Here is a 26,166-nt window from a genome sequence, read left to right as displayed (position 1 = left end):
CGTGAATTACGCTCCGGTCCGCATCAATTCGATTCCGAAGGATCCGGCTTCCTGCGCGCCGCGCGCACTTCCGGCGCGAGCTGGCCGAAGATCCACGCCGTCGCTGCCGTGATGACGCCCACGCACAGGAACGTCGCGTGGAACGCGGGCAGCGAATTCGATTCCGTCACCTGCGGCAGCAGTCCCGTGAAGGTCGAGAGAATCGCGCCCGCGACGGTCACGCCGAGGCTCATCGACAGCATCTGGACCAGCGAAAAAAGGCTGTTGCCGCTGCTCGCGCCGCCGGTGCCGAGATCTTTCAGCGTGAGCGTGTTCATCGCGGTGAACTGCATCGAATTGACGGCGCCGAACACGGCCAGTTGCACGAGCCGCAACCACAGCGGCTGATGCGCGCTCGCGAGCGCGAAGCTCGCCATCATCAGTCCGACGAGCACGGTGTTCACGACCAGCACGCGCCGGTAGCCGTGCTTTTCGATGAGACGCGTGACGAGGCGCTTCGACGCCATGCCGGCGGCGGCGACGGGCAGCATCATCATGCCGGCCTGAAACGCCGTGTAGCCGAGGCTCACTTGCAGGAGCAGCGGAATCAGATACGGCATCGCGCCGCTGCCGATACGCGCGAACAGATTGCCGAGCAGCCCGACGCTGAAGGTGTGGATCTTGAAGAGATCGAGCGAGAAGATCGGCTGGGCGGCGCGCGTCGCGTGCAGACCGTAGGCGACGAAGCAGCCGAACGAGAGCACCAGCAGCACGATCACGATCGCGTGCTGCAGACCGAGATCGGCGAGGCCGTCGAGCGAAATCGTCAGCGCGACCATGCCGACGGCGAGCAGCAGATAGCCCGCGAGATCGAAGGGCGCGGTCGCCGGATTGCGGCTGTCAGGCATGTACAGATTCGTCGCGATGCAGCCGATCACGCCCACCGGCACGTTGATGAGAAAGATCCAGTGCCACGACGCGATCTGCACGAGCCAGCCGCCGAGCGTCGGACCGATGAGCGGGCCGATCAGTCCCGGAATCGCGACGAACGCGAGCGCCGAGAGATACCGTTCCGCCGGAAACACGCGCAGCACGGCGAGGCGTCCGACCGGCAGCAGCATCGCGCCGCCCACGCCCTGCACCACGCGATACGCGACCAGCGCCTGCAACGACTGCGCTTTCGCGCACAACAGCGAGCCGATCGTGAACACGAGAATCGCGCTGAAGAACACGCGTTTCGTGCCGAGCTTGTCGGCGAGCCAGCCGGAGAAGGGGATCATCATCGCCATCGTGAGCGAGTAGGCGATCACGACGCCCTGCATGCGCAGCGGCGCCTCGCCGAGGCTCCTGGCCATGGCGGGGAGCGCGGTATTGACGATCGTCGAATCGAGCGTCTGCATGAAGAAGCCCGTGGCGACGAGCCACAGCATGATGGAGAGCGATCGGTCGGAAGGCTGGGCTGTGGCGGTGTCGGTCATTGGGCGGGGATCACTTTCGCAGCTCGGCGACGAAGTCGTAGTAATCGTTGCGGCAGTAGGTATCGGTCAGTTCGATCGCGCGCTGATCGGCCGTGTAGCCGACGCGCGTGATGAGCAGGAGCGCGTCGTGTGGCGCGATGCCCATTTGCTGCGCGATTTCCGGGCTCGCGTTCACCGCGCGGAAATGCTGCAGCGCGCGCACGATGGAGAGCCCGCGCGCATCGAGATAGCTGTACAGCGAATCGCCGATGGTCTGCGGATCGGGGATGCACGACGCGGGGAAGGTGGAGTTCTCGACGGCCATCACGATGTCGTCGGCGAGCCGCAGCCGTTTCAGGCGCGTGACGGTGGCGGCGGGCGAGAGGCCGAGCTGGATGACTTCATCGCGATTGGCGGGCTCGATGGTGCGCGAGAGCCATTTGGAGCTGGGCTTGAAGCCGCGCCGCCGCAGCATCTCGGAAAAGCTCGACAGACGCGAGAGCGGGTCTTCGTAGCGCGGCGTGATGAAGCTGCCCGCGCCTTGCTCGCGGCGAATCAGCCCTTGCTCGACGAGCAGCGCGATCGCTTTCCGGGACGTGATCCGCGAGACGCCGAGCGCTTCCGACAGCACGCGCTCGGAAGGCAGCGCTTCGCCGGCGTTCCAGCGATTGTCGTGGATGGCGTTGGCGAGCTTGCGGGCGAGTTGAAGATAGAGCGGAGTGTCGCTGTCCGGGTCCGGGCGCAGGTCGCACCAGCGGTCTTCCGAGGTCGGGTTCATAAAGCGGACGCTAATGGGCCAAGCGGGGATTTTAAGACAAACCTTGAAGACGAAGGGGCGTTGTGTTCCCTAAACTGAAAAACATTAAGAGACCCCCGAAAAGCTCGCCAAAGCAAAGCGCGCCCTGCGAATTGCCGCTTACAGGGTGTGAACCATGGATTACACTCTGCAATGCTGAAGATACGCAAGACCGAAGTTTTCGAACACTGGAGTCCACCCATGAGCAGGACGTCAGGTCCTGCTCATGCAATGCTTCGCCACCTGGATTTGGAGTGAACATGACCGGCACAAAGATCAAAACCAGTCCGTGGGATACAGCCGATTATTTGAAGACGGAAGACGACATTGCCGAGTACTTCGACGCGTGCCTGCAAGAGGGTGGCGATGATCCCGCGTTCATCGCTCATGCTTTGGGTGTGATCGCTCGGGCGCGTGGCATGGCGCAGGTGGCACGCGACAGCGGAATCACTCGCGAGGGCCTTTATAAAGCCCTATCGGAAGACGGCAATCCGAGCTTTGGCACGATCCTGAAAGTGGTCAAGGCGCTGGGGCTGCAACTGCACGGATCAAAAGCGGGTACCTGACCCGCATCAAACCGTAGCCGGCCCACCCACTCCACGTCCCGCGCGCATATACAGCGCCACCGACAACGCCACCGCCGCGGCTGCGGCCAGCGCGGCAAACAGAAACACCGACCCATACCCGAACTCACCCGCGACATACCCCGCGAGCGGCCCGGTCAACCCGAGCGACAAATCGAGAAACACGGAATACGCGGAAAGCGCCGCACCACGGCTCGCGGGCGGCACGAGTCCGACCGCCTCGACGCCGAGCGCCGGAAATACCAGAGCAAACCCGAACCCCGTCAACGCCGCGCCCGCAAGCGCGAACGTAGGCTCAGCCGCAAGCCACAACATCAACAGCCCGCCGCATTCGAAAGCAAACGATACGATCGCCACGCGAAACCCGCCATACGCCTTGATCGTATTGGCGAACAGCAGCCGCGCGCCGATGAACATCGTGCCGAACACAGTGAGCGAAAGCGCCGCATTGGGCCAGTTGTGCGCGGCATAGTAGAGCGTGATGAACGTCGCGATGGAGCCGAACCCTGCCGACCCGAGCGCGAGCCCGAGCCCATGCGGCAGCACGCGAAAGAACACGCTGCGATACGAAAGCCGCTCGCCATGCACGACCGGCACGCTCGCCATGCGCGTCGCGAGCCAGTAACCGAACCCACCCAGCGCGATGACGATCAGCCCGAGCGACGCGAATCCCAGCGCATGATCGATCGCGACGCCGAGCGGCGCGCCGATCGCGAGCGCGCCGTAAGTCGCGATGCCGTTCCACGAAATAACCTTCGCGTTGCTGGTCACGCCGACGCGCCCGATACCCCACGTGATCGATCCCGTGCCGACCCAGCTCTCGCCGAAGCCCAGCACGAGCCGCGCGATCACCAGCAGCACGAGACTTACCACATGCCATTGCGCGGCGAGCGCCGAGCACAGCAGTAGCACGCCGCTCACCGCGCACGCCGCGAGACCGTAGAGCACGGTTTTCTTGGGACCGAGCGTGTCGGCGGTGCGGCCCGCGAGCGGCCGCGACAGGAGCGTCGCGAAATATTGAACGCTGATCGCCGCGCCCGCCATCACCGAGCCGTAGCCGAGATCCGTATGCACGAAGCCTGGCAGCACCGCCAGCGGAATGCCGATCGTCAGATAGCAAAGGAACGTGTACAGCACGACCGGCAGAATCCGCAGGGTGATTGCGAAATCGCCTTGCGGCTCGTTGCGAGGCTCGGAGGACATAGGGAAATTGCGGGGTTGAATTCGGCGCGAAGACGTGATTCTCCCATATGTTGCGGCGCAACGTCGCACTCGTTTTGTATCCAGGTAGGACAAATCGTCTGTCCGAACGATCGGACGGCAGCGTCGAAAGCCTTGCTGGATAAGGCTCAGCGCACATATCGAGCGATGAATATGTCGTTTATGCAATGCCGCCTATGGGTTGTCGATATTGGCGGTGATAGCTTTCCAACCATCGAAGCGACAGGATTAGTCTGAAAAAGTCCCACGAAGTCGCGAATGCCACCGGCTGCGCACCCCGCGCAACCAGCAGAAAAGCATCGAAGAGCCCCGAGACACATCCATGAGCCAGCCGACAAACCAGCCGATCCGCTTCTATCATCGCAACGCGATTCAGGAAGTCAGCGGCGCGTCGACGACGCGCACCGTCCTGCAATACCTGCGCGAAGACGCGCGCTGCACCGGCACCAAGGAAGGCTGCGCGGAAGGCGACTGCGGCGCGTGCACGGTCGTCATCGGCGAGCCGGACGGCGCGGGCGGCGTCGCGTTCAAGGCCGTGAACGCGTGCGTGCAGTTTCTGCCGACGCTCGATGGCCGCGCGCTCTTCACCGTCGAAGACCTGCGTCAGCCGGACGGCACGCTGCATCCGGTGCAGCAGGCGCTCGTGGAATGCCACGGTTCGCAGTGCGGCTTTTGCACGCCGGGTTTCGCGATGTCGATGTTCGCGCTCTACGAAAAGCACGGCCATGCGACGACCGGTTGCGCGGGCGCCTGCGAAAAAACGAAACCGTCGCGCCAGGAAATCAGCGACGCGCTGACGGGCAATCTGTGCCGCTGCACGGGTTATCGGCCGATTATCGAGGCGGCCGAGCAGATGTTCGATCACGCGCCGCTCGCGCCCGTCAACGTGCCGGCGCTTGCGCGCACGCTCGACGGCATCCAGCGCGACGACACGTTCCACTACGAACACGCCGGCCGCCAGTTCGACGCGCCGCGCACCGCCGAGGCGCTCGCCGCGATCAAGGACAAGAATCCGAACGTGCGCATTCTCGCGGGCAGCACCGACGTCGGTCTGTGGGTCACGAAGCAACTGCGCGATCTGGGCGACATCGTCTATATCGGGCAGATCGAAGCGTTCAAACACGTCGAGACGACGGGCGAGTGGATCGAGATCGGCGCGGGCGTGTCGGTGGATCGCGCGTATGCGGAAATCGTGAAGATTTACCCCGAACTCGAGGAAACGCGCCTGCGCTTCGCGTCGCTGCCGATCCGCAATGCGGGCACGCTCGGCGGCAACGTCGCAAACGGCTCGCCGATCGGCGATTCGATGCCCGGCCTCATCGCGCTGAATGCGCGCGTCGTGCTGCAAAGCGTCGACGGCACGCGCGAGATGGCGCTCGAAGATCTGTACATCGCGTATCAGAAGAAGGACATGCACCCGAACGAGTTCGTCGCCGCCATTCGCGTGCCGACGCGCACGGGCAAGCGCGCGAAGCTCCAGTTCCGTGCGTACAAGCTGTCGAAGCGCTTCGACTCCGATATCTCCGCCGTGTACGCCGCGTACTCGTTCATCGCCGATGGCGACATGATCCGCGAGCCGCGTCTCGTCTATGGCGGCATGGCCGCGACGCCGAAGCGCGCATCCCATGCCGAAGCCGTTCTGACGGATGCACACTGGCACGAAGCCACCGCCCAGGCCGCGATGATCGCATTGGGCAAGGACTACCAGCCGCTCACCGACATGCGCGCGAGCAGCGATTATCGACTCGACACCGCGAAGAGCCTGCTGTATCGCTTCTGGCTGGAGACGCGTCCGCAGAATCCGCTGGATAAATCGAAGCTGGATGTGCGTGCAATCGAACTGGTCGAAGCGAAGTAAGGGGACAACAACATGAATCAGCAAGCCGAAGCCTTTCTCGCCGAAGCCCAGTCGCTCGCGAACGAAATCGACGCGTTCAAGCAGGTCCACGTATCGCGTCCGCATGAATCCGCGCATCTGCATGTAAGCGGACGCGCGAGCTATACCGACGACATTCCGGTCGTCGCGGGCACGCTGCACGCCGCGCTGGGCACGAGCCCCAAGGCGCACGCGAAGATCGTGTCGATGAACTTCGACGCCGTGCGCGCGACGCCGGGCGTCGTCGCCGTCTTCACCGCCGAGGACATTCCCGGCGTGAACGACTGCGGCCCGATCATTCACGACGATCCGGTGCTCGCGCAGGGCATCGTGCAGTTCGTCGGCCAGCCGATGTTCATCGTCGTCGCGACATCGCACGATACGGCGCGTCTCGCCGCGCGCCGCGCGACGATCGAGTTCGAAGACCTCGTGCCGGTGCTGACGCCGGAGGATGCGCGCAAGGCCGAATCGTACGTGCTGAACCCGCTGAAGCTGTCGCGCGGCGATGCCGAAGGGCGCATGGCGAAAGCCTCGCATCACGAGCGCGGCGCGATGAAGCTCGGCGGCCAGGAACAGTTCTATCTCGAAGGCCAGATCGCCTACGCCGTGCCGAAGGACGATGACGGCATGCACGTCTACTGCTCGACGCAGCACCCGACGGAAATGCAGCATCTCGTCGCGCACGTGCTCAACGTGCATTCGCATAACGTGCTGGTGGAATGCCGGCGCATGGGCGGCGGCTTCGGCGGCAAGGAATCGCAGTCGGGCATTTTCGCGTGCTGCGCGGCGCTCGCCGCGTGGAAACTGCTGTGCCCGGTGAAGCTGCGTCCGGACCGCGACGACGACATGATGATCACCGGCAAGCGCCACGACTTCGTGTACGAGTTCGAAGTGGGCTATGACGACGACGGCAAGATCGATGGCGTCGCCGTCGACATGACCTCGCGCTGCGGCTTCTCCGCCGACCTGTCGGGACCGGTGATGACGCGCGCCGTCTGCCACTTCGACAACGCGTACTGGCTGTCGGACGTGAAGATCGAAGGCTATTGCGGCAAGACGAACACGCAGTCGAACACCGCGTTTCGTGGCTTCGGCGGGCCGCAGGGCGCGTTCGCGATCGAGTACATCATGGACAACGTCGCGCGTTCGGTCGGCCGCGACTCGCTCGACGTGCGCCGCGCGAATCTCTACGGCAAGACGGAAAACAACAAGACGCCGTATGGCGAGACGGTGGAGGACAACGTCATCCATGAGCTGATCGCCGAACTCGAAGAGACGAGCGATTACCGTCGCCGCCGCGCGGCCATCAACGAATTCAATGCCAACAACGAAATCCTGAAGAAGGGTCTCGCGCTCACGCCGGTGAAGTTCGGCATCGCGTTCAACGTGACGCACTTCAATCAGGCGGGCGCGCTGGTTCACATCTACACCGATGGCTCGATGCTCGTGAATCACGGCGGCACCGAGATGGGCCAGGGCCTGAACACGAAGGTCGCGCAAGTGGTCGCGCATGAGCTGGGCGTGCACTTCGAGCGCGTGCGCGTGACGGCCACCGATACGAGCAAGGTCGCCAATACTTCGGCGACGGCGGCATCGACGGGAACCGATCTGAACGGCAAGGCTGCGCAGGACGCCGCGCGTCAGTTGCGCGAGCGGCTCGCGAAATTCGCGGCGGAGAAGTTCGGCGGCGGCAGCGTGACGCCCGCGCAGGTGCGCTTCGCGAACGATCGCGTGATCGTCGGCGAAGATGCGATTCCGTTCGGCGAAGTCGTGCAGAAGGCGTATCTCGCGCGCGTGCAGTTGTGGTCCGACGGCTTCTACGCGACGCCCAAGCTCTACTGGGATCAGGCGACGATGCAGGGCCGTCCGTTCTTCTACTACTCGTACGGCGCGGCGGTGTCGGAAGTGGTGATCGACACGCTGACCGGCGAAATGCGCGTACTGCGCGCGGATGCGCTGCATGATGTGGGCGCATCACTGAATCCGGCGCTCGACAAAGGCCAGGTCGAAGGCGCGTTCGTGCAGGGCATGGGCTGGCTCACGACGGAAGAGCTCTGGTGGAACGACAAGGGCAAGCTGATGACGCACGCGCCGTCCACCTACAAGATCCCGACGACGAACGACATGCCTCCCGATTTCCGCGTCGATCTGTTCAAGAACCGCAACGCGGAGGACAGCATCCATCGCTCGAAGGCGGTGGGCGAGCCGCCGCTGCTGCTGCCGTTCTCGGTGTTCTTCGCGATCCGCGACGCCGTTTCCGCAGTCGGCGATCACAAGGTGAATCCGCCTCTGAACGCGCCGGCGACGGCTGAAGAGATCCTGAAGGCGGTGAACGCGGTGAGGAGCGCACGGTCATGATGCACGTCGTCCTGTTCGGCGCGGGGCACGTCGGCCACGCGCTCGTGAACGTGCTGGGCACGCTGCCGTGCGTCGTGCAGTGGGTCGATGCGCGCGACGAACTGTTCCCCGACGAAGTCCCGGCCAACGTGCAGATCGAAGCCACCGATCTGCCCGACGCGATCGTCGACGAAGCGCCGGCGGGCGCGTATTTCATCGTGATGACGCACGATCATTCGCTCGATTTCTCGCTCACGCAGCGCATCATGCGGCGCGATGACTTTGCGTACTTCGGGCTGATCGGTTCGAAGACCAAGCGCGTGAAGTTCGAGCGGCGGCTGGTGGAGCGGGGCGTGGCGGCGGACCGGCTGCCGGAGATTACCTGCCCGATCGGCGTGGAAGGCATCGTCGATAAAGCGCCGTGGTCGATCGCGCTGGCGGTGACGGCGCAGTTGCTGCGGGTGCGGGAGATGGCGGCGCGGCTGGGAATGCCGACATTCAAGGCCGCGCGTCTCGCCGCCTGAGCGACTACGCTTCAGGACAGGCCGTTGGCCTGCCTGAAGCGCCCCGGCGCCACTCCATACAGTTCCTTGAACCGCTTGCTGAACGCCGCTTCGGATTGATACCCCACATCCGCCGCGACATCCGCGATGCTCTTCTTCGTATGCGTGAGCATCGTGCTTGCGAGTTGCATCCGCACGTGGCTCAACAACGCCAGCGGCGAGCTGTCCGAATGCGCGGAGAACGCGCGCATGAAGGTCGCGCGCGACATCGCCGCTTCCCTGGCCAGCATTTCCAGCGTCCACGGCTCGGCGGGCCGCTCCAGCATCGCGATGATCGACGCACCCAGCCGCCGGTTCGCGAGCAGGCCCAGCACGCCCGCCAGAGACGGCTGCTCGGCGAGCCACGCGCGCAGGACCATCGTGAAAAGCGCGGTGGACAGCGCCGTGACAATCGATGGCGCACCGAGACGCGCTTCCTCCGCCTCGCGGCGCATCGTCTGGACGAGCGGCGGCAGATAGGGCGCCGACGCGTTCGTGAACGACACATGCACGACATCCGGCAGCACGTCGATCAATAATGCGCGCGGCGCGTAGAGAAAGCGTCCGCACAGCAGGTCGACGCCGGGCGGCTGTCCGCCGCAATTGGTTTCCACCGTGACCGCGCCGTTGTGGCGGGTTTCCATTTCCATCTCCGTCGCCGTCGCGCCCGCTGCACGCGGCTGAATGCTGAGCACGTGCGCATCTCCGCGCGGCAGAAAGAAGATGTCGCCAGCGCGCAACTCCAGCGGCGCATGACCTTTTCGAAGCACCGTGCACGCGCCATCGAGCACGACGTGATACACCGCTTCGCCAGCCGGCGCGGGCGCGTGATCGAGTTCCAGCGGGCCGCTCAGCAGGCAGCGGAGATCGAGCGCGCCCGAAAGGCTCGCAAGCTGAATCAGTTTGTCGAGAGCATCCATGTGAGCGGGGCGGGCTGAAGGTGTCGTTCCGGATAGTACCGAAGTCCCGCCACACGCGCCGCTACTTCGTGACCTCGCCCAGTTCGGCGATCGCATCACCCGAAAAGGCCGCGACGGTCTTCTTGCGCGTCAGCGAATCCGACACACTCGACATCAGCGTGCGCAGCCACTCGACGTCCGTCGGCTGATCCGGTTGCGGCAGCGAAAGCTGATAGCACTTGATGCGCGGAAACGGCACCGGCGAGTCGAGCACGGCGAGCGGCAGCATCGCCGCGTAATGCAGCGCGAAACGGCGCGGCGCGGTGAAGATGAGATCCGACTGCAGCAGCACCTGCGGCACGAGGCCGAAGTAGGGAATCGTCGTGACGATGCGCCGCCTCACGCCCGCGCGCGCGAGTCCGACGTCGATCGGATGCCGCCTGCCGCCGCTGTACGGCGTCGGCGCGAGATGCGCGGCGAGCGCGTAGCGGTCCACGGTCAGCGGCTCGCGCGCGAGGGGATGGTTCGCGCGCATCAGGCAGACGAATACATCGGAGAACAGGTCCTGGCGTTCGAAGCGCGGCTCGGGCTTCGTCCAGTTGGCGACCATCAGGTCGATCTCGCTTTCGTCGAGCATGCGCTCGTGATCGCGCATCGGGTTCAGCGATTCGATCTCCAGACGCGCGTTTGGCGCGGCGTCGCGAAAGGCGGCGACGAGCGTCGGCATGAAGAAATCGTTCAGATAATCGGGTGCGGCGATGCGGAAGGTGCGGCGCGAACTGGCGGCATCGAAATCGCCGTGCGGCGTCGCGACGAACTCGACTTCGCGCAATGCCCGCTGCGCCGGCGCGAGCAGCGACTCGCCGTATTCGGTCGGCACCATGCCCTGTTTGCCGCGTACGAGAATCGGGTCGTTCAGGATCTCGCGCAGGCGGCGCAGCGCGGTGCTGATCGCCGGTTGCGTCTGGTTGAGCCGCTGCGCGGTCTGCGTGACGCTGCGCTCCAGCAGCAGGGTGCGCAGCACGCGGATGAGCCAGATGTCGAGTGAGTCGGCGGGATCGTTCATGGCCTGTAAAGCGGTTGAAATCAGGGCGCGCGGGGCGCGAACTCGCGAACCCTTGCCCTAAGTTAAACGCTTATCGATTTTTGACGCCATAGCGAGCGCGCTATGCATGGCATAGGCGCGCCGTCCGGCCGCCCGCCGTCAGCCGAAATCCGCGTCGCGCGGCGCGATCGGCAGCGCGCTGATGCGCTTCACCTCCGTGCCATCGAGCCAGTTCGGCGAACGCGCGACGTAGAGGACCATCGGCAGCGTGTCCTCGCCCCAGAAGATCTGATCGTTGACGACGAAGGTCGGCACGCCGAACACGCCCATCGCGACGGCGCGGTCGTTGTTGTCGCGCAGTTTCGCCTTGACGTCTTCATCTTCGATGCGCGTTTCCGCGTCCGGCATGCCGACGTGCTCGCACAGCGCGCGAAAGCCTTCCGGCGTCGCGGGATCGCGGCCCCCGCGCCAGATATAGCGGAAGATTTCCCGCACGCAGGCGATTTCACCGTTGGCCAGCACGGCGAGCCTCAGCGCCTTGCTCGGGTCGAACGGATGCGCGGGCGGCATCCTGAACGGAATGCCCAGTTGTTCCGCGCGAAAGAGCGCGTGCCGGTAAGTGAAGACGCGCTTGGACGGAATCGTCGCGGCATGCGGCTGGCCCCATCGGTCGAGCAGCTTCATCAGCTGGACCGGCACCAGTTCGAACGGCATGTCGGGCCATTTTTCGTGCTGTTCCAGCAGCAAGTACGAAAACGGCGAAATGAAGTCGAAGAAAAAGTACGGCTGACCACCACTGGCCGAATGCGGGGCACTCATGTTCCTTCTCCCTGTTTTCCGTGGCTTTACACGCGCGGCGAGCGCCTGGGCCTGATCTGTTGTTCGTTTTGCGGTCGTGTCCTGCATGGCGGATGCGGCGCGACGCGTCGCATCCGTTGTTCGCGTTCCTCAAATAGATATTACGTGCTGCCTTGTTCCGTGTCTGCCCGCGATACGACACGCGATGCCTCCGGCGACGCCTCGCCCGGCGCGCGGTTTTCCTCGCGCGGCGCCACCGGCACATGTGCCAGACGTTCCCGCACGAAGCCGATGTGCTCGCGCAGCACGTAAAACTGGTCCGCGAACGAGAGCGGCATCTTCATGCGATTCACAGCCGTCTCGATGGCGTCGATGCGGTCGAGCAGGGCATCGCGCTGCGCGGTGTCCGGGCCGCTGATCGCTTCGCGTTCTATCGCAATGAGCGCGCCATACCATCGGTAGATGCGCGATTTCACGCGCCACCGGTACAGCCCCGGCACCAGCCGCAAGCCCGGAATCAGCACCACGATCAGCGGCACCAGCAGCACCAGCACGCGATCCGCGAGACTCGCGACCCAGAACGGCAGCGTGCGGTACAGGAAGCTCTTGCCCGATTTGTAATAGCGCTCGGCGTTATCGCTGATGCGGAATTCGTGCGCGAGCGGCGCCGGAAACTCGTTCGCGCGCTGCATCAGATTGGCGCGGCCGTGCACCTCGCGCGCCGCTTCGATCAGCAGATCGGACAGCGCCGGGTGCAGGCTGTCGCGCGCGACCAGTTCGGCCGTCGGCGCGATCATGTGAACCGGATGCGGCGGCAGGTTGCGGGCGAAATCGAACGCGCCCATCGGCAGTTCGATTTCCGTCAGGTACGGAAAGCGGCGCGCGTAGGCATCGGCCTGGGCGAAATCCATGAAGCGGATGCCCGGCGTGCGCAGCAGCTTCGCCATGGTCGGCGGCTGGGCGGAATCGCCCGCCAGAAAGACTGCATCGACCTGGCCGGCTTCGAGCGCCTTCGCGGCCTCGTCGCCGGCGAGCGGCAGCAGTTCCGTGTCGCCGCCCGGCTCGATGCCGTTCGCCTTCAGCAGATTCAGCGCGAGCACGCGCGAGCCGCTGCCTTCGGCGCCGATCGCGAGCCGCTTGCCTTTCAGTTCCGACAGCCGGTTCACCACCGTCGCGCCCCGGTAAAACACCGCGAGCGGCACGTACGACACGCTGCCGAGCGATTCGAGCGTGTCGTGCATCGCGCCGGGCTTCGACAGGCCGCCCTGCACGAAGCCGACATCGACGTTCGATTTCGGATCTTCGAGGCGCGTCAGGTTGTCGAGCGAGCCTTGCGTTTCCAGCACGTCGAGCGTCACGCGGTTGCGCGCGAGGATCGTCTTGTACTTCTGCGCGGCGTTCCAGAAGGAACTGCCTTTCGGGCCCGCCGCGATGGTCAGCGTGCTCGGCGGCGCGGGCTGGATCAGCCGCACGGCGAGATAGAGCGCGGCCGCGCAGACGAGCAGGATCGGGCCGATGGTGAGCGCGAGATCGCGCCAGGAGATCGCGACGAAGCGCGCGACGATCCTCTGCTGGGGCTTGCGTTTGGGCGGGACGTCCGGATCGTTGCCTGGACTGCTTCCTGAAGGATGGGTCATCTCGTTGGGGAATCGTGAATCTTTTTGGGCGCACGAGCTTACCCGATCGCGTTGCGCGGGCAGCGCCATGAACGCGTCCGGGCGGCCGGCATGGCGTCGATGGTACCTGAGATCGATCGACGCACCACCCGCGCGCCGAGTGTGACAGGCGTGTGTGGGCGCGGGCGACCGTTGCCGGTGCTGTTGCTTATGCGCGGCTTCGTTGATTGCCGCGTCGTTAAATGCTTTGCGCTTATGGCCGCGCTGGGCTAAATTGACGTTCGCCGCCGCACTACATGGCCCTCGCGCGCCGCCGCCCGGAATATGGGTTAGCGAGCCGTGCCGAGCATGCGCCATGCGGCAGGACATATTCGAGCCGACGGGTTTTGCCGCCCGACCAACCGGCCGCGGTTTTGTTTCTTTCGCCAGTCTCTCGCAGCACCGTGAGCCGCATCAGCCGGCTTGCCATCGCCATGCTTCGTCGCCCATAGGCGGCCGGGCGAGCGCGTGGTCACGGGCAGCCGTTCGATGCCGTAGCCCAGCCGTTGGGAATGCGGCCCGCATTTGAAGTGCAAAACGAGCGAAGTAGCAACTGTGCGAAGTCAACAAGCGAAACAAAAGGAGAAATCATGAAAGCAGTCGATCTGTTGAAAGCGCTGGGCGTGGTGGTGTGCGTGGCCGTGGCTTCGAGCGCCTATGCCCAATCGAGCGACGCGGCGGCCACCAGCACGGACTCGGCGGCAACGGCCAAAGCCCAGAAATCCGCAACCAAGAAGACCGACCGCAAGCTCGGCTACGACGTGCGCCGCGCGCTGTCGAAGGCGCAGGGCTTCGACGTGTCGCACGTCTACGTGCGCGCGCGCAGCGGCGCGGTCACGCTGACCGGCACGGTGCCGGAAGGCGGCCAGATCGCCCAGGCGGAGGAAATCGCCAAGGGCGTGACGGGCGTGAAGTCCGTGAGCAACAAGATCACGCTCGGCGTGCAAGGCGGCGGGCAATAACACGAGTCACAGGCGGCGGGCGGCATCGCGCGATGCCGCTTGCTTCCTCGCGAGACTTTGAACGGGCTCCGGCATTCCCGCCGGAGCCCGTTGTCGTTTGGCGCATTTGCCGCGACTTTTCGCTGACCTGATACGGCGCGATACTTGCGCTGTGGTCGCACGTCCAGGTGGCACCACTCAATCGAAACGGATGGCGGAGACTGACAATGAAAAGAATCGCGCGTTTCCAGAGATTGCAGGCTTTGCAGAACGTGCCGCGCGCGGCCACGCTCGGCGCGTTCGCGCTGCTCGCGGCAGCGACGCTCACCGCATGCCACGGCGGCGATGACGACAACAACAGCGGCCAGCCGACGAACACCTTGCCGAGCTTCGTCTCCGGCTCGGTCAACACCCAGACCTACGACGGCGCGTCCGACGACCTGCTGACCGCCGGTCTCGGCAAGACGGGCCTCGCGTCGGCGACCGCGCCGGGCATCGCGAATGCGGCGGCGCCGACGGCAGCGGAATTGCGACGCCTCGCCATCTATTCGAACTATCGCGCGCTCGTCGATATGTCGGCGAACGGTGGCTATGGACGTTTCTGGGGCCCGAATGTCGATCTGAACGGCAACGACACGCTCGGCGAGGGCAAGATCGCGGGCAAGGAATACATCGCCTATGCCGACGACGGCAGCGGCACGCAGAACGTCAGCCTGCTCGTGCAGATTCCGGCGAGCTTCAATCCGGACCAGCCGTGCATCGTCACCGCGACGTCGTCGGGATCGCGCGGCGTGTACGGCGCGATCTCGGCCGCGGGCGAATGGGGCCTGAAGCGCGGCTGCGCGGTCGCCTATACCGACAAGGGCAGCGGCAATGGCGGCCACGAACTTGCCACCAATCTCGTCACGATGATCGACGGCACGCTTGCCAACGCGAATATCGCCGGGACCAAGGCGATCTTCAAGGCGAATGTCAGCGCATCGGCGCTCGCGTCGTTCAATTCGGCATTCCCGAATCGCTACGCGTACAAGCACGCGCATTCGCAGCAAAATCCGGAAAAGGACTGGGGCAAGAACACCTTGCAGGCGATCCAGTTCGCGTACTGGGCGCTCAACGACATGTTCGGCCCGGTCAGCGGCTCGACGCATCAGGTGCGCTACGACAAAGGCAGCATCACGACGATCGCGGCGTCGGTGAGCAACGGCGGCGGCGCGTCGCTGGCGGCGGCCGAGCAGGACACCGATGGCTGGATCACGGCGGTCGTCGTCGGCGAGCCGCAGATCAACCTGAACCTGCCCTCACAGGTTTCGGTGCGGCAGGGCGGCGTGCCGGTCGGCTCGTTCGGGCGGCCGCTCGCGGATTACATGACGCTCGCCAATCTGCTGCAACCGTGCGCGGCGCTCGCGCCCGCCGCGGCCGGCTCGCCTTATCTGACGGCGTTGCCCGTGGCGACCACCAACGCGATCCGCACGGCGCGCTGCGCGACGCTCGCCGCCAGCGGACTCATCGCGAGCGGGAGCACCGTCACCCAGGCGACCGACGCGCTCAACCAGTTGCATCAGGCGGGCTACCAGACCGACTCGGATACGCTGCAGGCGCCGATGTGGGACTCGCAAGCGGTGCCGGCTGTGGCCGTCACCTATGCCGACGCCTACATGAAGGCGAGCGTGCTCGACAACCTGTGCAATTTCAGCTTCGGCACGACCAATGCGGCGACGGGCGCGGCGGGCGTGACGCCGATCATTCCGCCGATGCCGACCCTCTTCGGCAACGGCAACGGCGTGCCGCCGACCAACGGTATCAATCTGGTCTACAACGCGGGGAATACGGGGGCGGCGGATCACCGGTTCGCGACGCCCGACGCGAGCTACGCGGGCGCGGCGTGCCTGCGCTCGCTGTGGACCAATGGCAACGCGACGATGGTGGACAGCGTGAACGCGATCCGCGTGAACGCGAACTTGCGCGGCAAGCCCGCGATCATCGTGCAGGGCCGCGCGGACGCGCTCGTGCCGATCAACCATGCGTCGCGGCCGTATCTCGGCGCAAATCGCGTCGCGGAAGGAAGCAAGAGCCAGCTTTCGCTGTATGAGATCACGAACGGTCAGCATTTCGACGCGTTCCTCAGCGTGGCCGGCTTCGACACGCGTTTCATTCCGGTCCACTACTACAACATCCAGGCGCTCAACCTGATGTGGAATCACCTGAAGAGCAACGCGCCGCTGCCGCCGTCGCAGGTGGTGCGCACGGTCGCGCGGGGCGGTAGGGCGGGCGCGGCGCCAGCGCTCGCGGTATCGAACCTGCCGCCGATCGCAACCGATCCGGGCGCGAACGCGATCACAGTGACGGGCGGCGCCGTCAACGTGCCGAACTGACCGATGGCGTGATTTATTGCGTTGCGGTGGTGCGTGGCGCCGATGGCGCAGCCGCCGCTGCCGCCTCCGCCGCCGACGCGCCCGCCGCAACCGCATCCGACGCCTGGATCGCGGTCGCGGCGGCAGGCGTCTGCACGACGATCGGCGTCGGCGTGAGTTCCGGCGAGTTGACGATGAGCGACGGCGCGAGCGGCTTGCTCTTCACTTCATCGGCGGCGACGGGCGCGCTGCGCGGCACCGTGTTCAGGTAATGGCCCATCAGATTGAAAAAACGGTCGTAGAACTTGCCCGCCGGCACGGTCTCGCTCGAGATCTTGACCATCGCGTCGCTGTTCGAGCGGATCGGCAGTGAGAGCGAGCCGAGCACGCTCAGTCCGACACTCGCCGACGTATCGCTTTTCTTGAGCGCATAGCCGTCCTGCACGGCATTCACATACGCGATGCTCTGATTGGTCGCGTTCTCGCCCGGCGTGCAGACCACATGAAAGGACACGGCGACGTGTGTCTCGGCGCTCGGCTGGAAGTTCTTGGTGGCATCGACGGTGTCGGGCTGGCCCATTGTCGTGAGAAATCCCTGCGACAGCAGCGCGCGGCGCGCGGCCTCGCAGGTTTCATTGACGGTGGCGTCGAAGTTGTGCGCGAAAGGGCTCGCGCCGGTGCTGAACAATTCCTGTTGATAGCTCGGCGCGACCGCGTTGCGCCCTCCGCAGGCGGCGAGGGCGATCAGTCCGAGAGAGGCGAAAACGAGGCGCGGCGACGGCATGGGCATGAGGCGGTGGATCCGAAATTTGTGACAACGGCAGACACAAATTGTAGTGCCGTCGCACGGGCCGATGAAAAAGCGCAGTCTGAAAACATCGTCGAATCCGTGGTTTACAGCGTGATGAAGGGCGTCACGCGGGTCAATTCATTGTTTCGAAAAGCGCAAAGCCCGGCGCGTGGCCGGGCTTCGCTCGCGGTCGACGAATCGCTTACGGGCGATTGAAATCGATCGCGTCGGCGGCGCTCACTGCGCGGCCGCCCTTGCCCGCTGCCGACGAGCCTTCGCTTGCGCCACCGAACGAGGCGGCGGCGACGCGCGCCTCGGCGGCCTGGATGTCGGCGGGATAGTCGACCTCGCTGCTGACGGGGTTGTAGCCCGCGCGCTCGAGTTGAACCAGTTCGGCGCGCACCTGCGCGCGGGTGACCGGGCCGTCTTCGCGCGCCTGCGCAAAACCGGGAACCGCCAGCATGGCAGCGATGGCGATGGCGGGAACGATGGATTTGAACATGATGAGCCTCCGAATGCTGATTTGGGGAACGTTGCCGGTGGTGAGGTGTCTTTCCACTGCTTCGTCGTTGAGAGGCAGTGTAGGCCGGCGTCGTATCGGTAAAAACCCTGATCTGGCCAAATCACTTTTTGCGATTCGACATTAATCGCGTCAATCGGAAACACCGTCTTCATTGGTCTTAGGGATGCGCTGGCACGTCCTCGCGCCGTCCTACGGGATTCCCCGCTCATCCCCCTCCTTGAAATTGTCAAACTCGATCCATATAATTAGCACTCACTGCACGAGAGTGCTAACAAGATTGCCGTCCGGCGAGATCGTTCTCAACGGATGGGTTTTCCCGCGTTTTCAGTCTCAATCAAGAGAGGAGTGTGTATGAACCTTCGTCCTTTGCACGATCGCGTCATCGTCAAGCGTCTGGACCAGGAAACCAAGACCGCATCGGGCATCGTGATCCCGGAAGCCGCGGCAGAGAAGCCGGATCAAGGCGAAGTCCTGGCCATCGGCCCGGGCAAGCGCGATGACAAGGGCGTGCAGAACGCCCTCGACGTGAAGGTGGGCGACCGCGTTCTGTTCGGCAAGTACGCTGGCCAGACCGTCAAGGTCGACGGGCAGGAACTGCTCGTCATGCGCGAAGAAGACATCATGGCCGTTCTGGTCAAGTAAGCATCCTTCCTGCACGTTCGGCTTCGCCAACCGGCCGCAGCCCCTTTTGGGCGCGCTCAGGCGAAGCCAGCAAACCGAATCGAATCAAGGAGTTTGGATATGGCAGCTAAAGAAGTCACTTTTGGCGATACCGCACGCGCCAAGATGGTCGAAGGCGTGAACATCCTGGCCAACGCGGTCAAGGTCACGCTGGGTCCGAAGGGCCGCAATGTCGTGCTCGAGCGCTCGTTCGGCGGCCCGACGGTCACCAAGGACGGTGTCTCGGTCGCGAAGGAAATCGAACTGAAGGACAAGCTCCAGAACATGGGCGCGCAAATGGTCAAGGAAGTGGCTTCCAAGACCAGCGACAACGCAGGTGACGGCACCACGACCGCTACCGTTCTGGCGCAATCGATCGTCCGCGAAGGCATGAAGTACGTCGCATCGGGCATGAACCCGATGGACCTGAAGCGCGGCATCGACAAGGCCGTGGCCGCAGCAATCGAAGAACTGCGCAAGATCAGCAAGCCCTGCACGACCAACAAGGAAATCGCGCAAGTCGGCTCGATCTCGGCGAACAGCGACACGTCGATCGGCGATCGCATCGCTGAAGCGATGGACAAGGTCGGCAAGGAAGGCGTCATCACCGTCGAAGACGGCAAGTCGCTGGAAGACGAGCTGGACGTCGTGGAAGGCATGCAGTTCGACCGCGGCTACCTGTCGCCGTACTTCATCAACAACCCGGACAAGCAAGTCGCCGTGCTGGAAAACCCGTTCGTGCTGCTGCACGACAAGAAGGTTTCCAACATCCGTGACCTTCTCCCGGTGCTGGAACAAGTCGCGAAGGCTGGCCGTCCGCTGCTGATCATCGCTGAAGACGTCGAAGGCGAAGCGCTCGCAACGCTGGTCGTCAACAACATCCGCGGCATCCTGAAGACGGTTGCTGTCAAGGCTCCGGGCTTCGGCGACCGTCGCAAGGCCATGCTGGAAGACATCGCGATCCTGACCGGCGGTCAAGTGGTTGCGGAAGAAACCGGCCTGACGCTCGAAAAGGCGACGCTGGCTGAACTGGGCCAGGCGAAGCGCATCGAAGTGGGCAAGGAAAACACGACGATCATCGATGGCGCTGGCGAAGCCGTGAACATCGAAGCGCGCGTGAAGCAAGTGCGCAAGCAGATCGAAGAAGCGACCTCGGACTACGACCGTGAAAAGCTGCAAGAGCGCGTGGCCAAGCTGGCCGGCGGCGTTGCGGTGATCAAGGTCGGTGCTGCGACCGAAGTCGAAATGAAGGAAAAGAAGGCACGTGTCGAAGACGCGCTGCACGCAACCCGTGCTGCCGTTGAAGAAGGCATCGTGGCTGGCGGCGGCGTTGCGCTGATCCGCGCTCGCAAGGCTGTGGAAGGCGTGAAGGGCGCGAACTCGGACCAGGACGCGGGCATCCGCATCGTTCTGCGTGCGATGGAAGAGCCGCTGCGCCAGATCGTCACGAACGGCGGCGAAGAAGCTTCCGTCGTGGTGGCGGCTGTTGCGGCTGGTCAAGGCAACTACGGCTACAACGCGGCGACCGGCGAGTACGGCGACCTGGTTGAAGCTGGCGTCGTCGATCCGACGAAGGTCACGCGCACCGCGCTGCAAAACGCGGCATCGGTGGCAGGCCTGCTGCTGACGACCGACGCAGCCGTTGCCGAACTGCCGAAGGAAGATGCTCCGATGGGTGGCGGCATGCCCGGCGGCATGGGCGGCATGGGCATGGACATGTAATCTGGCTTCGGCCCGATTACATTGCGCGGGCTTCGAAAGAAGCTCGCGCCGTGCAAAAAAATCCCGCAGCGATGCGGGATTTTTTTCGTCTGTACGAAGGCTACTTGTTCATCTCCTCGCGCAACTTCTGCGCGGCGGCCTTGTAGTCGTAGGTTGGATAGAACTCCGTGCGATACCCGCCCCACGCGGTGCTTTCGATCGCGCGATTCACTTCGCGCAGCCGGTCCGCCGGCACGCGCAGCGTCACCACCTGACCGATGCCCATCATCACGTACCACGACACTACTTCGACGCCCGGCGGCGGGAACTGCTTGAAGTAGCCCTGTTCCTTCAGTTGCTGATTGATCTGCGGCAGCGTCTTCGACTCGTCATGCTTGAGGAAGATCGTCAGCAGGAACGTGCCGTCGCCGGCGGGCGTGGCGCCGGGAGGCGGTGCGGGGTTCTGAGCTTGAGCTGGCAAGGTAAATGAGAACAGCAAGGCGGCGAGCGTTGCCGCGAGCGGACGAGCGAATCCAGCCGGCTTAGGCATCGGAGAATCTCCAGCGAGAAAGTCAGACTTTGTGATGAATCCGCAGCCGCTCCATCAGATGCAGCGCGTTGGGCTGCGCGTTGCCATCGGCTGTGTTGTCGAAAATGCACCAGACTTCGGCCGTCTTCTTCGCGCGCGTGTGCAAGGTGCGGGCGAGATCGTCGAGATAGGTGTAATCGTAGGAAGACTTGTAGAGTTCGGTCGCGCCGTGCAGCCGCACATAGACGAGCGACGTGTCCGCGCGATGCCTGATCTCGCATTCGTCGGGAATCGGGTCGGCGTCCACGTAGGCGATGTGATGCGCCTTCAGCAGCGCCGCCGCGTGCGCCGTGAACCAGCCGGGCTCGCGCGCCTCGCATGCCACCGGCACTTTCGTGCGCTCGCGAAGCGCCTTGAAGAAGCTTTCCGCGATGTCGTGATCGAACGTCAGGCTCGGCGGCAGTTGCACGAGCCAGCAGCCGAGCTTGCCGCCGAGTTGTCCGGCTGTCTGAAGGAACTCGTCGAGCAGCGCTTCGGTATCGACGAGGCGCGCGTCATGCGTGATCGCCTTCGGCAGCTTCACCGAGAAGCGGAACGAGTCGGGCACGCTTTCCGCCCAATGCGCGTAAGTCTGCTCGCGATGCGGCTTGTAGAAGCTGGAGTTGATCTCGACGCACGTCAGCACATGTGAGTAGCGTTCGAGATGGGTGCCTTCGTGGGGAAAGCTCGCGGAGACGGCGCTGGATAGACCCCAGCCCGCGCAGCCGATGCGGATCGCCCCTTGCGGGCCGGGCTTGTGCAGATGGGGCAGTCGGTATGGCATGCGCTCGCGTCGCCTCCGTCGTCGGCTTTAGTGTCGGGCTTCTCCGGGCAGGCCCGGCGGATCGTCGGGCAGCGCGGAGGCCTCGCCGTCTTCCTCCGTGTCGTTCGAACGCGCCCAGAAAAAACGGTCCGGCAGATAGGCGCCCATGCCCGGCCGGAATGCGGCGCGGGTGGCCTGGAACACGTATTCCTGCGCTTCGCGCGCGGCTTCGGCGGGTTCCTGACCATTCGCGAGCAGCGCGGCGACGGCCGAACCGAGCGTATCGGTCAGGCCCATGATGCGTTGCACGCTGCGCTCCCACGTATCCTGCCGGACTTGTCCTTCCTCGCTGTAGAGCGTATTGACATGACGATGTGTGCCGGTTTCCATCGCCAGCACGTACTCGCAGCCTTGCGCCAGGATGTGGGAAATAGCGGAATCGAGGGTCGGCGATTCGGCGTCGCTGTCGGGCTGTGCAAGCTGCAATAGCGTGGCGTGATCGGCAATCAGCATGGTGGTCTGAGGCACGAGCAGATCGGCGAGCGATTCGCGAAGCTCGTCGGCGGACAGCACGTGTTCGTCGTCGAGCGTGAAATCGGGCGCGAGGATCAGCGGCACGTCGTCGTAGTCGGAGACGACTTCGGCGATGGCGGACACGAGCTCCGCGCGCGTCGCCGCGCCGATCTTGAAGGCGGCGACCGGCATGTCCTCCAGCAACATGCGCGCCTGGGTGGCGACGACGTCCGGGTCGAGGCTGGTGACTTCATCGCAGGTGGCGGAGTCACGCACCGCGTAGCCGGTCAGCACGGTCAGGCCGTGGCAGCCCATGCTCGCGAGCGTCAGAAGATCGGCTTGCACGCCGGATCCGCCCGTGGGATCGGAAAGGCCGAAGGTGAGTACGATCGGTGGGGAGTCGCCGGTCATGGCAAAAGCGGACATTATGGTATTGGATGCTTGAATGGACGATCGGCTCGGAGCGAACTCGTCCGCGCTTTCGGGCGCGCGAGCGAATACCCGCTCAGTCATGTCTGATTATGCGGCCTAATGCCGCCCGTCAGTTCTCTTTGCGCACTTTTTTCCGGCGCGCTAGCCTTGGGCTTTCGGGCTCGCCGGGACGGCCGTTTAGACCGATGTCACGATGCACACCACCCGGGTGGGCAGCTTGCTAGGCATCGACACGGCAACACGGTACCATCATGTCCTAATTTCAACCGACCAATCGACGCGGCATAAGTATGGAATACAGAAGCTGGATGTGCCTGATCTGCGGCTGGATCTACGACGAGGAGGCGGGATTGCCCGAAGAGGGCATCGCGCCGGGCACGCGCTGGGAGGACGTCCCCATCAACTGGACCTGTCCCGAATGCGGAGCCCGCAAGGAAGATTTCGAGATGGTTCAGATCTGATCTTGTCGTTCTGCCGCGCCGCATGACTCGCGTCATGCGGCGCGCGTTTTTTGCGGACTGCGTTCGGCTACGGCGACGCGGATCGCGCATGGGCAGCCGTCGTGCGGTCTGCCCGATTTGTCGGATTTTGCAGCGTAAGGCGAGTGTGTTGCGGCGATTCCGGCGTCGCGCGGTGTTGGCGAACGGGGCGTGAAAAACCTCGGCGCGTACGTTCGATTTCCGCACCGGCTCGTTAAGGCATACGCTTGAACAAGGCGGGGCGAGATTCGTCACCCGCCTGTCGATGATGTATTCAACCGCGTGCGACGGTGGCTCTCGGTCGCCGCGCCCGCGAACCGGTTTGTGAGCGCCTGTTATGACTTCTCGTCCCGATCTGCCCGTTCCGTTCGAAGCCCTGCCCAACCCGCGTGGCGGATCGGTGCGACTTGCCGAAATGGCGTTGACCGACGCGCTGCATGCGTTCCAGCGCCAGGGCGAAACCGGGGCCGCGCTGAAACGCGCCATCGCCGCGTTGCATTCGGCGGGATGGCTGCCCGCGCAGCGCTTCGCCGAGGCGCTCGCGCTCGTCGCGCCGCTCGGCGAGGAATCGGAGGCAAGTCATGCGCGCGTCGCCGATGCGCTTGCGGCGTTCCGCGCGGCGGTCGAGCGCCACAATCTGCGCGAACTCTCGTGCTCGACAACGCTTTTCGAACACTATCGCGGCCTGCATGCGCTGCTGGCGGCTCACACGCGCGTTGCGCCGGTTTCCTACGACGACCTCGCGCTCGCGGGCCGCGCCATCGCGCCGGCGACGTTGCGCGGCATCGCGCCCGAGCGGCTCGCGCGCGTGCGGGCGCACTACGAGGAAACGCTGCTCAAACTGCTGCGCGGCCCGGCGGAAGAATCCGCCGATGCCTTCGCGCGCCTCGACGCCTGTCTCGACGAACTTCGCGGCGCCGATCCCTACGATTTCTGGCGACTCGCGTCTTCGACGGTGCGGGCGCTGCGTGAACGCGCGCAACGCAACGGCGGCGAGCTCGACCACATCGCCGATGCAAAGCGCCTCTACGCGCGCTTCAACCTCGTGCTGGCGGATCAGGCGCATGCGCTGTCTTACGCGCCGCGTTCGCTGGTGCGCGCGACGCTCGCGCTCCTGTGGCGCGATTTCGCGCTGTACGGCGCGACCTCCGAAGATGCGGAACACGTCGACGTGCTGCGCGACTACGGCCTGACCGTGGCGTGGCATGTTGCGGCAACGCAGGCATCGGAAGCGGCCTGGGAAGAGGGCGCGGCGCAGGCGAGCGAAGAAGCTTCGCGCGATGCCGCGACGCGCGACCTCGGCGTGCTGCGCGTGAACGCGGCTGCCTACGAAGACTTTCTGCAGAGCGCGGAAACGTCGATCGACGCGCTCGTCGAGCGAGGCACGCAGGCGAACGAAACCGGCATGATCGATGAAGCGGCGGCGCTGTCAGCCGCAAACGCATCGCACCGGCTCGGGGCGGCGGCTTGCGCGCTGGGCCTCGGGCATGTCGCGCTGCTCGCGGACACGCTCGGTCTCGCGTGGCGGCGCGTCGCGCATCACGGCGAACCCCACGCCGACGGCGCCGAGGGCGCGACGCGCGGCGTCGACGCCACCGTGCCCGAGCGCGCCGCCCAAATGCTGCGTTCGATGCTGCATCAGGCGGCGGCCGGCATTGCGCCTTCCGAAGGCCGCGGGTCGATTGTCGCGCTCACAGCGATGCTCGAAAAGCCGGCGCCGGTCACGCGTTAATCGTCGTTTTCGTGTTCATCGCCGGGCGTGCGCGTTTTGGCGCCCGGTCCGCGCACGACGTCGTAACGGGCGAGCGTGCGTTTTCTTGCCGCGTCGTGATCGACGATCGGTTGCGGATACTGCGCGCCGAGCGAGATTTTCGCGGCCTTGAGCGCGTCCGGTTTGGCGAGCCACGGCGCGTGAATATCGCGATCGGACAGACCCGCGATCTCCGGCACGTAATGCCGGATGAACTTGCCGGCCGAATCGAATTTCCGCGACTGCGTGACCGGATTGAAGATGCGGAAGTACGGCTGCGCATCGCAACCGCTCGACGCGGCCCATTGCCAGCCGCCGTTGTTGTTCGACAGCTCGAAGTCGTTCAGGAGCGCTTCGAAATAAGCTTCGCCGCGCCGCCAGTCGATGCCGAGATCCTTCGTCAGAAAGCTCGCCACGACCATGCGCAGCCGGTTGTGCATGTAGCCCGAAGCATTGATCTGCCGCATCGCCGCATCGACCAGCGGATAGCCCGTTTGCCCCGCGCACCACGCGGCGAAGTTCGCGTCGGCCGCGTGGCCGGTCTCCCAGCGGATGCGGTCGTATTCCGGCTTGAACGCGCGATGATCCCCGGCCATGCCGACGTGCGGAAAATGGTGCAGCACGGAGAAATAGAACTCCCGCCAGATCAGCTCGCCGAGCCAGGTTTCCGCGCCCTTGTCGCCGTGGCGCTGGGCGTCGTGCGCGGTGCGGGCGAGCGCGCGGATCGACATCGTGCCGTGGCGCAGATGCACGCCGAGATAGCTCGGGCCCTTCAGCGCGGGGAAATCGCGCGTGCGGCCATAATCGGTCATGCGGTCGCGGAAATCGTCGAAGAGTTCGTACGCGCCGATCGCGCCGGCGGGAAACGCGGGACCGTGGGCATCGGCAAACCCGAGCGCGGCGAGCGACGGCATCGCGTGCTTCACGCCCGCAGGCGGTTTCGCGAGCGCGTCCAGGTGATCTTCTGAAGCGTACGGCTTCAGCGCGTCCGGCGTGAGCGTCTGAAGCCATTTGCGCTTGTACGGCGTGAAGACGGTATAAGGCTTGTCCGCGCCTGTCATCACATCGTCATGATCGAAGACGGCCTGATCCTTGAACGTGAAAAACGCGATGTCCCGGCTCGCGAGCGTGCCCGCGACGGCTTCGTCGCGCGCTTTGGCCGCCGGCTCGTAATCCCGATTGGCGAATACGGCGTTCGCGCCGCATTCCCGCGCGAGCGCCGGAATATCGTGAACCGGATGACCGTGCCGCACGATCAGCGCGCCGCCCGCCTCGCGCAGCGTGCGATCCAGCTCGATGACGCTCGCATGGATGAACGGCACGCGGCGGTCATTTTTATCGAGCGCAGAGAGAATCTCTCGGTCGAAAACGAAGGCGCACAGCACCCGACGGCACCGCGTAAGCGCGTGATAGAGTGCAGCATTGTCTGCCGCGCGCAGGTCCCGCCGAAACCACACCAGACCCACATCAAAGTCGGCCATCTCGCAGCGCCTTTGTTAAAATTCT

At 64.7% G+C, this 26,166-nt stretch carries 23 protein-coding genes; 10 read left to right on the top strand and 13 right to left on the bottom strand.

Annotation, left to right across the window (positions count from 1 at the left end; all coding sequences use genetic code 11):
- Window positions 1-23 precede the first annotated feature (23 nt).
- Complete coding sequence (mdtD, locus tag AWB80_RS21590) at window positions 24-1,457, bottom strand: multidrug transporter subunit MdtD (RefSeq protein ID WP_061176692.1); 1,434 nt, start codon at window positions 1,455-1,457, stop codon at window positions 24-26.
- Between the two features lie 10 nt (window positions 1,458-1,467).
- The gene (locus AWB80_RS21585) at window positions 1,468-2,214 is read right to left on the bottom strand and encodes a GntR family transcriptional regulator (RefSeq protein WP_035500811.1); all 747 of its coding nucleotides are present in this window, start codon (window positions 2,212-2,214) and stop codon (window positions 1,468-1,470) included.
- 278 nt (window positions 2,215-2,492) lie between these two features.
- On the opposite strand from AWB80_RS21585, the gene AWB80_RS21580 reads away from it, so the two are divergent.
- Complete coding sequence (locus AWB80_RS21580; RefSeq protein WP_061176691.1) at window positions 2,493-2,798, top strand: addiction module antidote protein; 306 nt, start codon at window positions 2,493-2,495, stop codon at window positions 2,796-2,798.
- Between the two features lie 6 nt (window positions 2,799-2,804).
- On the opposite strand, the gene AWB80_RS21575 is transcribed toward AWB80_RS21580, so the two are convergent.
- Complete coding sequence (locus AWB80_RS21575) at window positions 2,805-4,019, bottom strand: MFS transporter (protein WP_061176690.1); 1,215 nt, start codon at window positions 4,017-4,019, stop codon at window positions 2,805-2,807.
- Between the two features lie 340 nt (window positions 4,020-4,359).
- Here AWB80_RS21575 and xdhA point away from each other — a divergent pair, with 340 nt between their 5' ends.
- From xdhA to xdhC, 3 genes are read left to right on the top strand one after another with little or no spacing between them, the layout of a single operon-like run.
- Entirely contained in the window at window positions 4,360-5,895 is a 1,536-nt protein-coding gene (gene xdhA, locus AWB80_RS21570; protein WP_061176689.1) for a xanthine dehydrogenase small subunit, read from the top strand.
- Between the two features lie 12 nt (window positions 5,896-5,907).
- Window positions 5,908-8,271: a xanthine dehydrogenase molybdopterin binding subunit gene (gene xdhB / locus AWB80_RS21565; protein WP_061176688.1), complete on the top strand. Its 2,364-nt coding sequence runs from the start codon at window positions 5,908-5,910 to the stop codon at window positions 8,269-8,271.
- Window positions 8,268-8,774 carry a xanthine dehydrogenase accessory protein XdhC gene (gene xdhC, locus AWB80_RS21560; protein WP_061176687.1) on the top strand — a complete coding sequence of 169 codons (507 nt, stop codon included), beginning with the start codon at window positions 8,268-8,270 and terminating at the stop codon, window positions 8,772-8,774. The genes xdhB and xdhC overlap by 4 nt, the downstream gene beginning before the upstream one ends.
- Window positions 8,775-8,785: 11 nt before the next feature.
- On the opposite strand, the gene AWB80_RS21555 is transcribed toward xdhC, so the two are convergent.
- From AWB80_RS21555 to AWB80_RS21540, 4 genes are all read right to left on the bottom strand, one after another.
- A complete protein-coding gene (locus AWB80_RS21555) occupies window positions 8,786-9,712 on the bottom strand; it encodes an AraC family transcriptional regulator (RefSeq protein ID WP_061176686.1) in 927 nt (308 codons plus the stop codon).
- A 61-nt stretch (window positions 9,713-9,773) separates the two neighbouring features.
- On the bottom strand, window positions 9,774-10,757 hold the full coding sequence (locus AWB80_RS21550) for a LysR family transcriptional regulator (RefSeq protein ID WP_061176685.1): 984 nt from the start codon (window positions 10,755-10,757) through the stop codon (window positions 9,774-9,776).
- A gap of 138 nt (window positions 10,758-10,895) precedes the next feature.
- On the bottom strand, window positions 10,896-11,555 hold the full coding sequence (locus AWB80_RS21545) for a 2-hydroxychromene-2-carboxylate isomerase (protein ID WP_061176684.1): 660 nt from the start codon (window positions 11,553-11,555) through the stop codon (window positions 10,896-10,898).
- A 140-nt stretch (window positions 11,556-11,695) separates the two neighbouring features.
- A complete protein-coding gene (locus tag AWB80_RS21540; RefSeq protein WP_061176683.1) occupies window positions 11,696-13,171 on the bottom strand; it encodes a TAXI family TRAP transporter solute-binding subunit in 1,476 nt (491 codons plus the stop codon).
- Window positions 13,172-13,779: 608 nt separating this feature from the next.
- Between AWB80_RS21540 and AWB80_RS21535 the strand changes: the two genes are divergently transcribed.
- Window positions 13,780-14,151, top strand: coding sequence for a BON domain-containing protein (locus tag AWB80_RS21535; RefSeq protein ID WP_061176682.1), 372 nt, complete (start codon window positions 13,780-13,782; stop codon window positions 14,149-14,151).
- A gap of 206 nt (window positions 14,152-14,357) precedes the next feature.
- Window positions 14,358-16,502: a D-(-)-3-hydroxybutyrate oligomer hydrolase gene (locus tag AWB80_RS21530; RefSeq protein ID WP_425266874.1), complete on the top strand. Its 2,145-nt coding sequence runs from the start codon at window positions 14,358-14,360 to the stop codon at window positions 16,500-16,502.
- A 13-nt stretch (window positions 16,503-16,515) separates the two neighbouring features.
- Here the strand turns inward: AWB80_RS21530 and AWB80_RS21525 are convergent, their stop codons facing one another.
- Both AWB80_RS21525 and AWB80_RS21520 read right to left on the bottom strand, forming a co-directional pair.
- Window positions 16,516-17,271, bottom strand: coding sequence for a DUF2242 domain-containing protein (locus AWB80_RS21525; RefSeq protein WP_061176681.1), 756 nt, complete (start codon window positions 17,269-17,271; stop codon window positions 16,516-16,518).
- Window positions 17,272-17,473: 202 nt separating this feature from the next.
- Window positions 17,474-17,773 (bottom strand): DUF4148 domain-containing protein, encoded by a 300-nt coding sequence (locus tag AWB80_RS21520; RefSeq protein WP_061176680.1) that lies wholly within the window; start codon window positions 17,771-17,773, stop codon window positions 17,474-17,476.
- 372 nt (window positions 17,774-18,145) lie between these two features.
- On the opposite strand from AWB80_RS21520, the gene AWB80_RS21515 reads away from it, so the two are divergent.
- Together AWB80_RS21515 and groL are read left to right on the top strand one after the other, a co-directional pair.
- Window positions 18,146-18,436: a co-chaperone GroES gene (locus tag AWB80_RS21515; RefSeq protein ID WP_035500852.1), complete on the top strand. Its 291-nt coding sequence runs from the start codon at window positions 18,146-18,148 to the stop codon at window positions 18,434-18,436.
- 99 nt (window positions 18,437-18,535) lie between these two features.
- Window positions 18,536-20,176, top strand: coding sequence for a chaperonin GroEL (gene groL, locus AWB80_RS21510; protein WP_061176679.1), 1,641 nt, complete (start codon window positions 18,536-18,538; stop codon window positions 20,174-20,176).
- Between the two features lie 100 nt (window positions 20,177-20,276).
- On the opposite strand, the gene AWB80_RS21505 is transcribed toward groL, so the two are convergent.
- Genes AWB80_RS21505 through thiD form a run of 3 tightly spaced genes read right to left on the bottom strand, consistent with a single transcriptional unit; the run spans window position 20,277 to window position 22,410 of the window.
- On the bottom strand, window positions 20,277-20,705 hold the full coding sequence (locus tag AWB80_RS21505) for a hypothetical protein (protein WP_061176678.1): 429 nt from the start codon (window positions 20,703-20,705) through the stop codon (window positions 20,277-20,279).
- Between the two features lie 22 nt (window positions 20,706-20,727).
- Window positions 20,728-21,507: a DUF72 domain-containing protein gene (locus tag AWB80_RS21500; protein WP_061176677.1), complete on the bottom strand. Its 780-nt coding sequence runs from the start codon at window positions 21,505-21,507 to the stop codon at window positions 20,728-20,730.
- A gap of 27 nt (window positions 21,508-21,534) precedes the next feature.
- Window positions 21,535-22,410: a bifunctional hydroxymethylpyrimidine kinase/phosphomethylpyrimidine kinase gene (thiD, locus tag AWB80_RS21495; protein ID WP_061176676.1), complete on the bottom strand. Its 876-nt coding sequence runs from the start codon at window positions 22,408-22,410 to the stop codon at window positions 21,535-21,537.
- A 311-nt stretch (window positions 22,411-22,721) separates the two neighbouring features.
- Here thiD and AWB80_RS21490 point away from each other — a divergent pair, with 311 nt between their 5' ends.
- Together AWB80_RS21490 and AWB80_RS21485 are read left to right on the top strand one after the other, a co-directional pair.
- A complete protein-coding gene (locus tag AWB80_RS21490) occupies window positions 22,722-22,892 on the top strand; it encodes a rubredoxin (protein ID WP_025527884.1) in 171 nt (56 codons plus the stop codon).
- A gap of 355 nt (window positions 22,893-23,247) precedes the next feature.
- Window positions 23,248-24,642, top strand: a complete 1,395-nt coding sequence (locus tag AWB80_RS21485; RefSeq protein WP_061176675.1) for a hypothetical protein — start codon at window positions 23,248-23,250, stop codon at window positions 24,640-24,642.
- Here the strand turns inward: AWB80_RS21485 and AWB80_RS21480 are convergent.
- The gene (locus AWB80_RS21480; protein ID WP_061176674.1) at window positions 24,639-26,141 is read right to left on the bottom strand and encodes a cryptochrome/photolyase family protein; all 1,503 of its coding nucleotides are present in this window, start codon (window positions 26,139-26,141) and stop codon (window positions 24,639-24,641) included. The two genes, AWB80_RS21485 and AWB80_RS21480, sit on opposite strands and share 4 nt — an antisense overlap.
- Window positions 26,142-26,166 lie beyond the last annotated feature (25 nt).

The organism is Caballeronia pedi, assembly GCF_001544915.2.
In the GTDB taxonomy this organism is placed as follows: domain Bacteria; phylum Pseudomonadota; class Gammaproteobacteria; order Burkholderiales; family Burkholderiaceae; genus Caballeronia; species Caballeronia pedi.
This window is presented reverse-complemented; position numbering and strand designations above follow the sequence as displayed.

What these genes read in the sequence shown, in the direction of transcription:
- mdtD (WP_061176692.1), bottom strand. Translation starts at nt 1,457, where the DNA reads ATGACCGACACCGCCACAGCCCAGCCTTCCGACCGATCGCTCTCCATC.
- AWB80_RS21585 (WP_035500811.1), bottom strand. Translation starts at nt 2,214, where the DNA reads ATGAACCCGACCTCGGAAGACCGCTGGTGCGACCTGCGCCCGGACCCG.
- AWB80_RS21580 (WP_061176691.1), top strand. Translation starts at nt 2,493, where the DNA reads ATGACCGGCACAAAGATCAAAACCAGTCCGTGGGATACAGCCGATTAT.
- AWB80_RS21575 (WP_061176690.1), bottom strand. Translation starts at nt 4,019, where the DNA reads ATGTCCTCCGAGCCTCGCAACGAGCCGCAAGGCGATTTCGCAATCACC.
- xdhA (WP_061176689.1), top strand. Translation starts at nt 4,360, where the DNA reads ATGAGCCAGCCGACAAACCAGCCGATCCGCTTCTATCATCGCAACGCG.
- xdhB (WP_061176688.1), top strand. Translation starts at nt 5,908, where the DNA reads ATGAATCAGCAAGCCGAAGCCTTTCTCGCCGAAGCCCAGTCGCTCGCG.
- xdhC (WP_061176687.1), top strand. Translation starts at nt 8,268, where the DNA reads ATGATGCACGTCGTCCTGTTCGGCGCGGGGCACGTCGGCCACGCGCTC.
- AWB80_RS21555 (WP_061176686.1), bottom strand. Translation starts at nt 9,712, where the DNA reads ATGGATGCTCTCGACAAACTGATTCAGCTTGCGAGCCTTTCGGGCGCG.
- AWB80_RS21550 (WP_061176685.1), bottom strand. Translation starts at nt 10,757, where the DNA reads ATGAACGATCCCGCCGACTCACTCGACATCTGGCTCATCCGCGTGCTG.
- AWB80_RS21545 (WP_061176684.1), bottom strand. Translation starts at nt 11,555, where the DNA reads ATGAGTGCCCCGCATTCGGCCAGTGGTGGTCAGCCGTACTTTTTCTTC.
- AWB80_RS21540 (WP_061176683.1), bottom strand. Translation starts at nt 13,171, where the DNA reads ATGACCCATCCTTCAGGAAGCAGTCCAGGCAACGATCCGGACGTCCCG.
- AWB80_RS21535 (WP_061176682.1), top strand. Translation starts at nt 13,780, where the DNA reads ATGAAAGCAGTCGATCTGTTGAAAGCGCTGGGCGTGGTGGTGTGCGTG.
- AWB80_RS21530 (WP_425266874.1), top strand. Translation starts at nt 14,358, where the DNA reads ATGAAAAGAATCGCGCGTTTCCAGAGATTGCAGGCTTTGCAGAACGTG.
- AWB80_RS21525 (WP_061176681.1), bottom strand. Translation starts at nt 17,271, where the DNA reads ATGCCCATGCCGTCGCCGCGCCTCGTTTTCGCCTCTCTCGGACTGATC.
- AWB80_RS21520 (WP_061176680.1), bottom strand. Translation starts at nt 17,773, where the DNA reads ATGTTCAAATCCATCGTTCCCGCCATCGCCATCGCTGCCATGCTGGCG.
- AWB80_RS21515 (WP_035500852.1), top strand. Translation starts at nt 18,146, where the DNA reads ATGAACCTTCGTCCTTTGCACGATCGCGTCATCGTCAAGCGTCTGGAC.
- groL (WP_061176679.1), top strand. Translation starts at nt 18,536, where the DNA reads ATGGCAGCTAAAGAAGTCACTTTTGGCGATACCGCACGCGCCAAGATG.
- AWB80_RS21505 (WP_061176678.1), bottom strand. Translation starts at nt 20,705, where the DNA reads ATGCCTAAGCCGGCTGGATTCGCTCGTCCGCTCGCGGCAACGCTCGCC.
- AWB80_RS21500 (WP_061176677.1), bottom strand. Translation starts at nt 21,507, where the DNA reads ATGCCATACCGACTGCCCCATCTGCACAAGCCCGGCCCGCAAGGGGCG.
- thiD (WP_061176676.1), bottom strand. Translation starts at nt 22,410, where the DNA reads ATGACCGGCGACTCCCCACCGATCGTACTCACCTTCGGCCTTTCCGAT.
- AWB80_RS21490 (WP_025527884.1), top strand. Translation starts at nt 22,722, where the DNA reads ATGGAATACAGAAGCTGGATGTGCCTGATCTGCGGCTGGATCTACGAC.
- AWB80_RS21485 (WP_061176675.1), top strand. Translation starts at nt 23,248, where the DNA reads ATGACTTCTCGTCCCGATCTGCCCGTTCCGTTCGAAGCCCTGCCCAAC.
- AWB80_RS21480 (WP_061176674.1), bottom strand. Translation starts at nt 26,141, where the DNA reads ATGGCCGACTTTGATGTGGGTCTGGTGTGGTTTCGGCGGGACCTGCGC.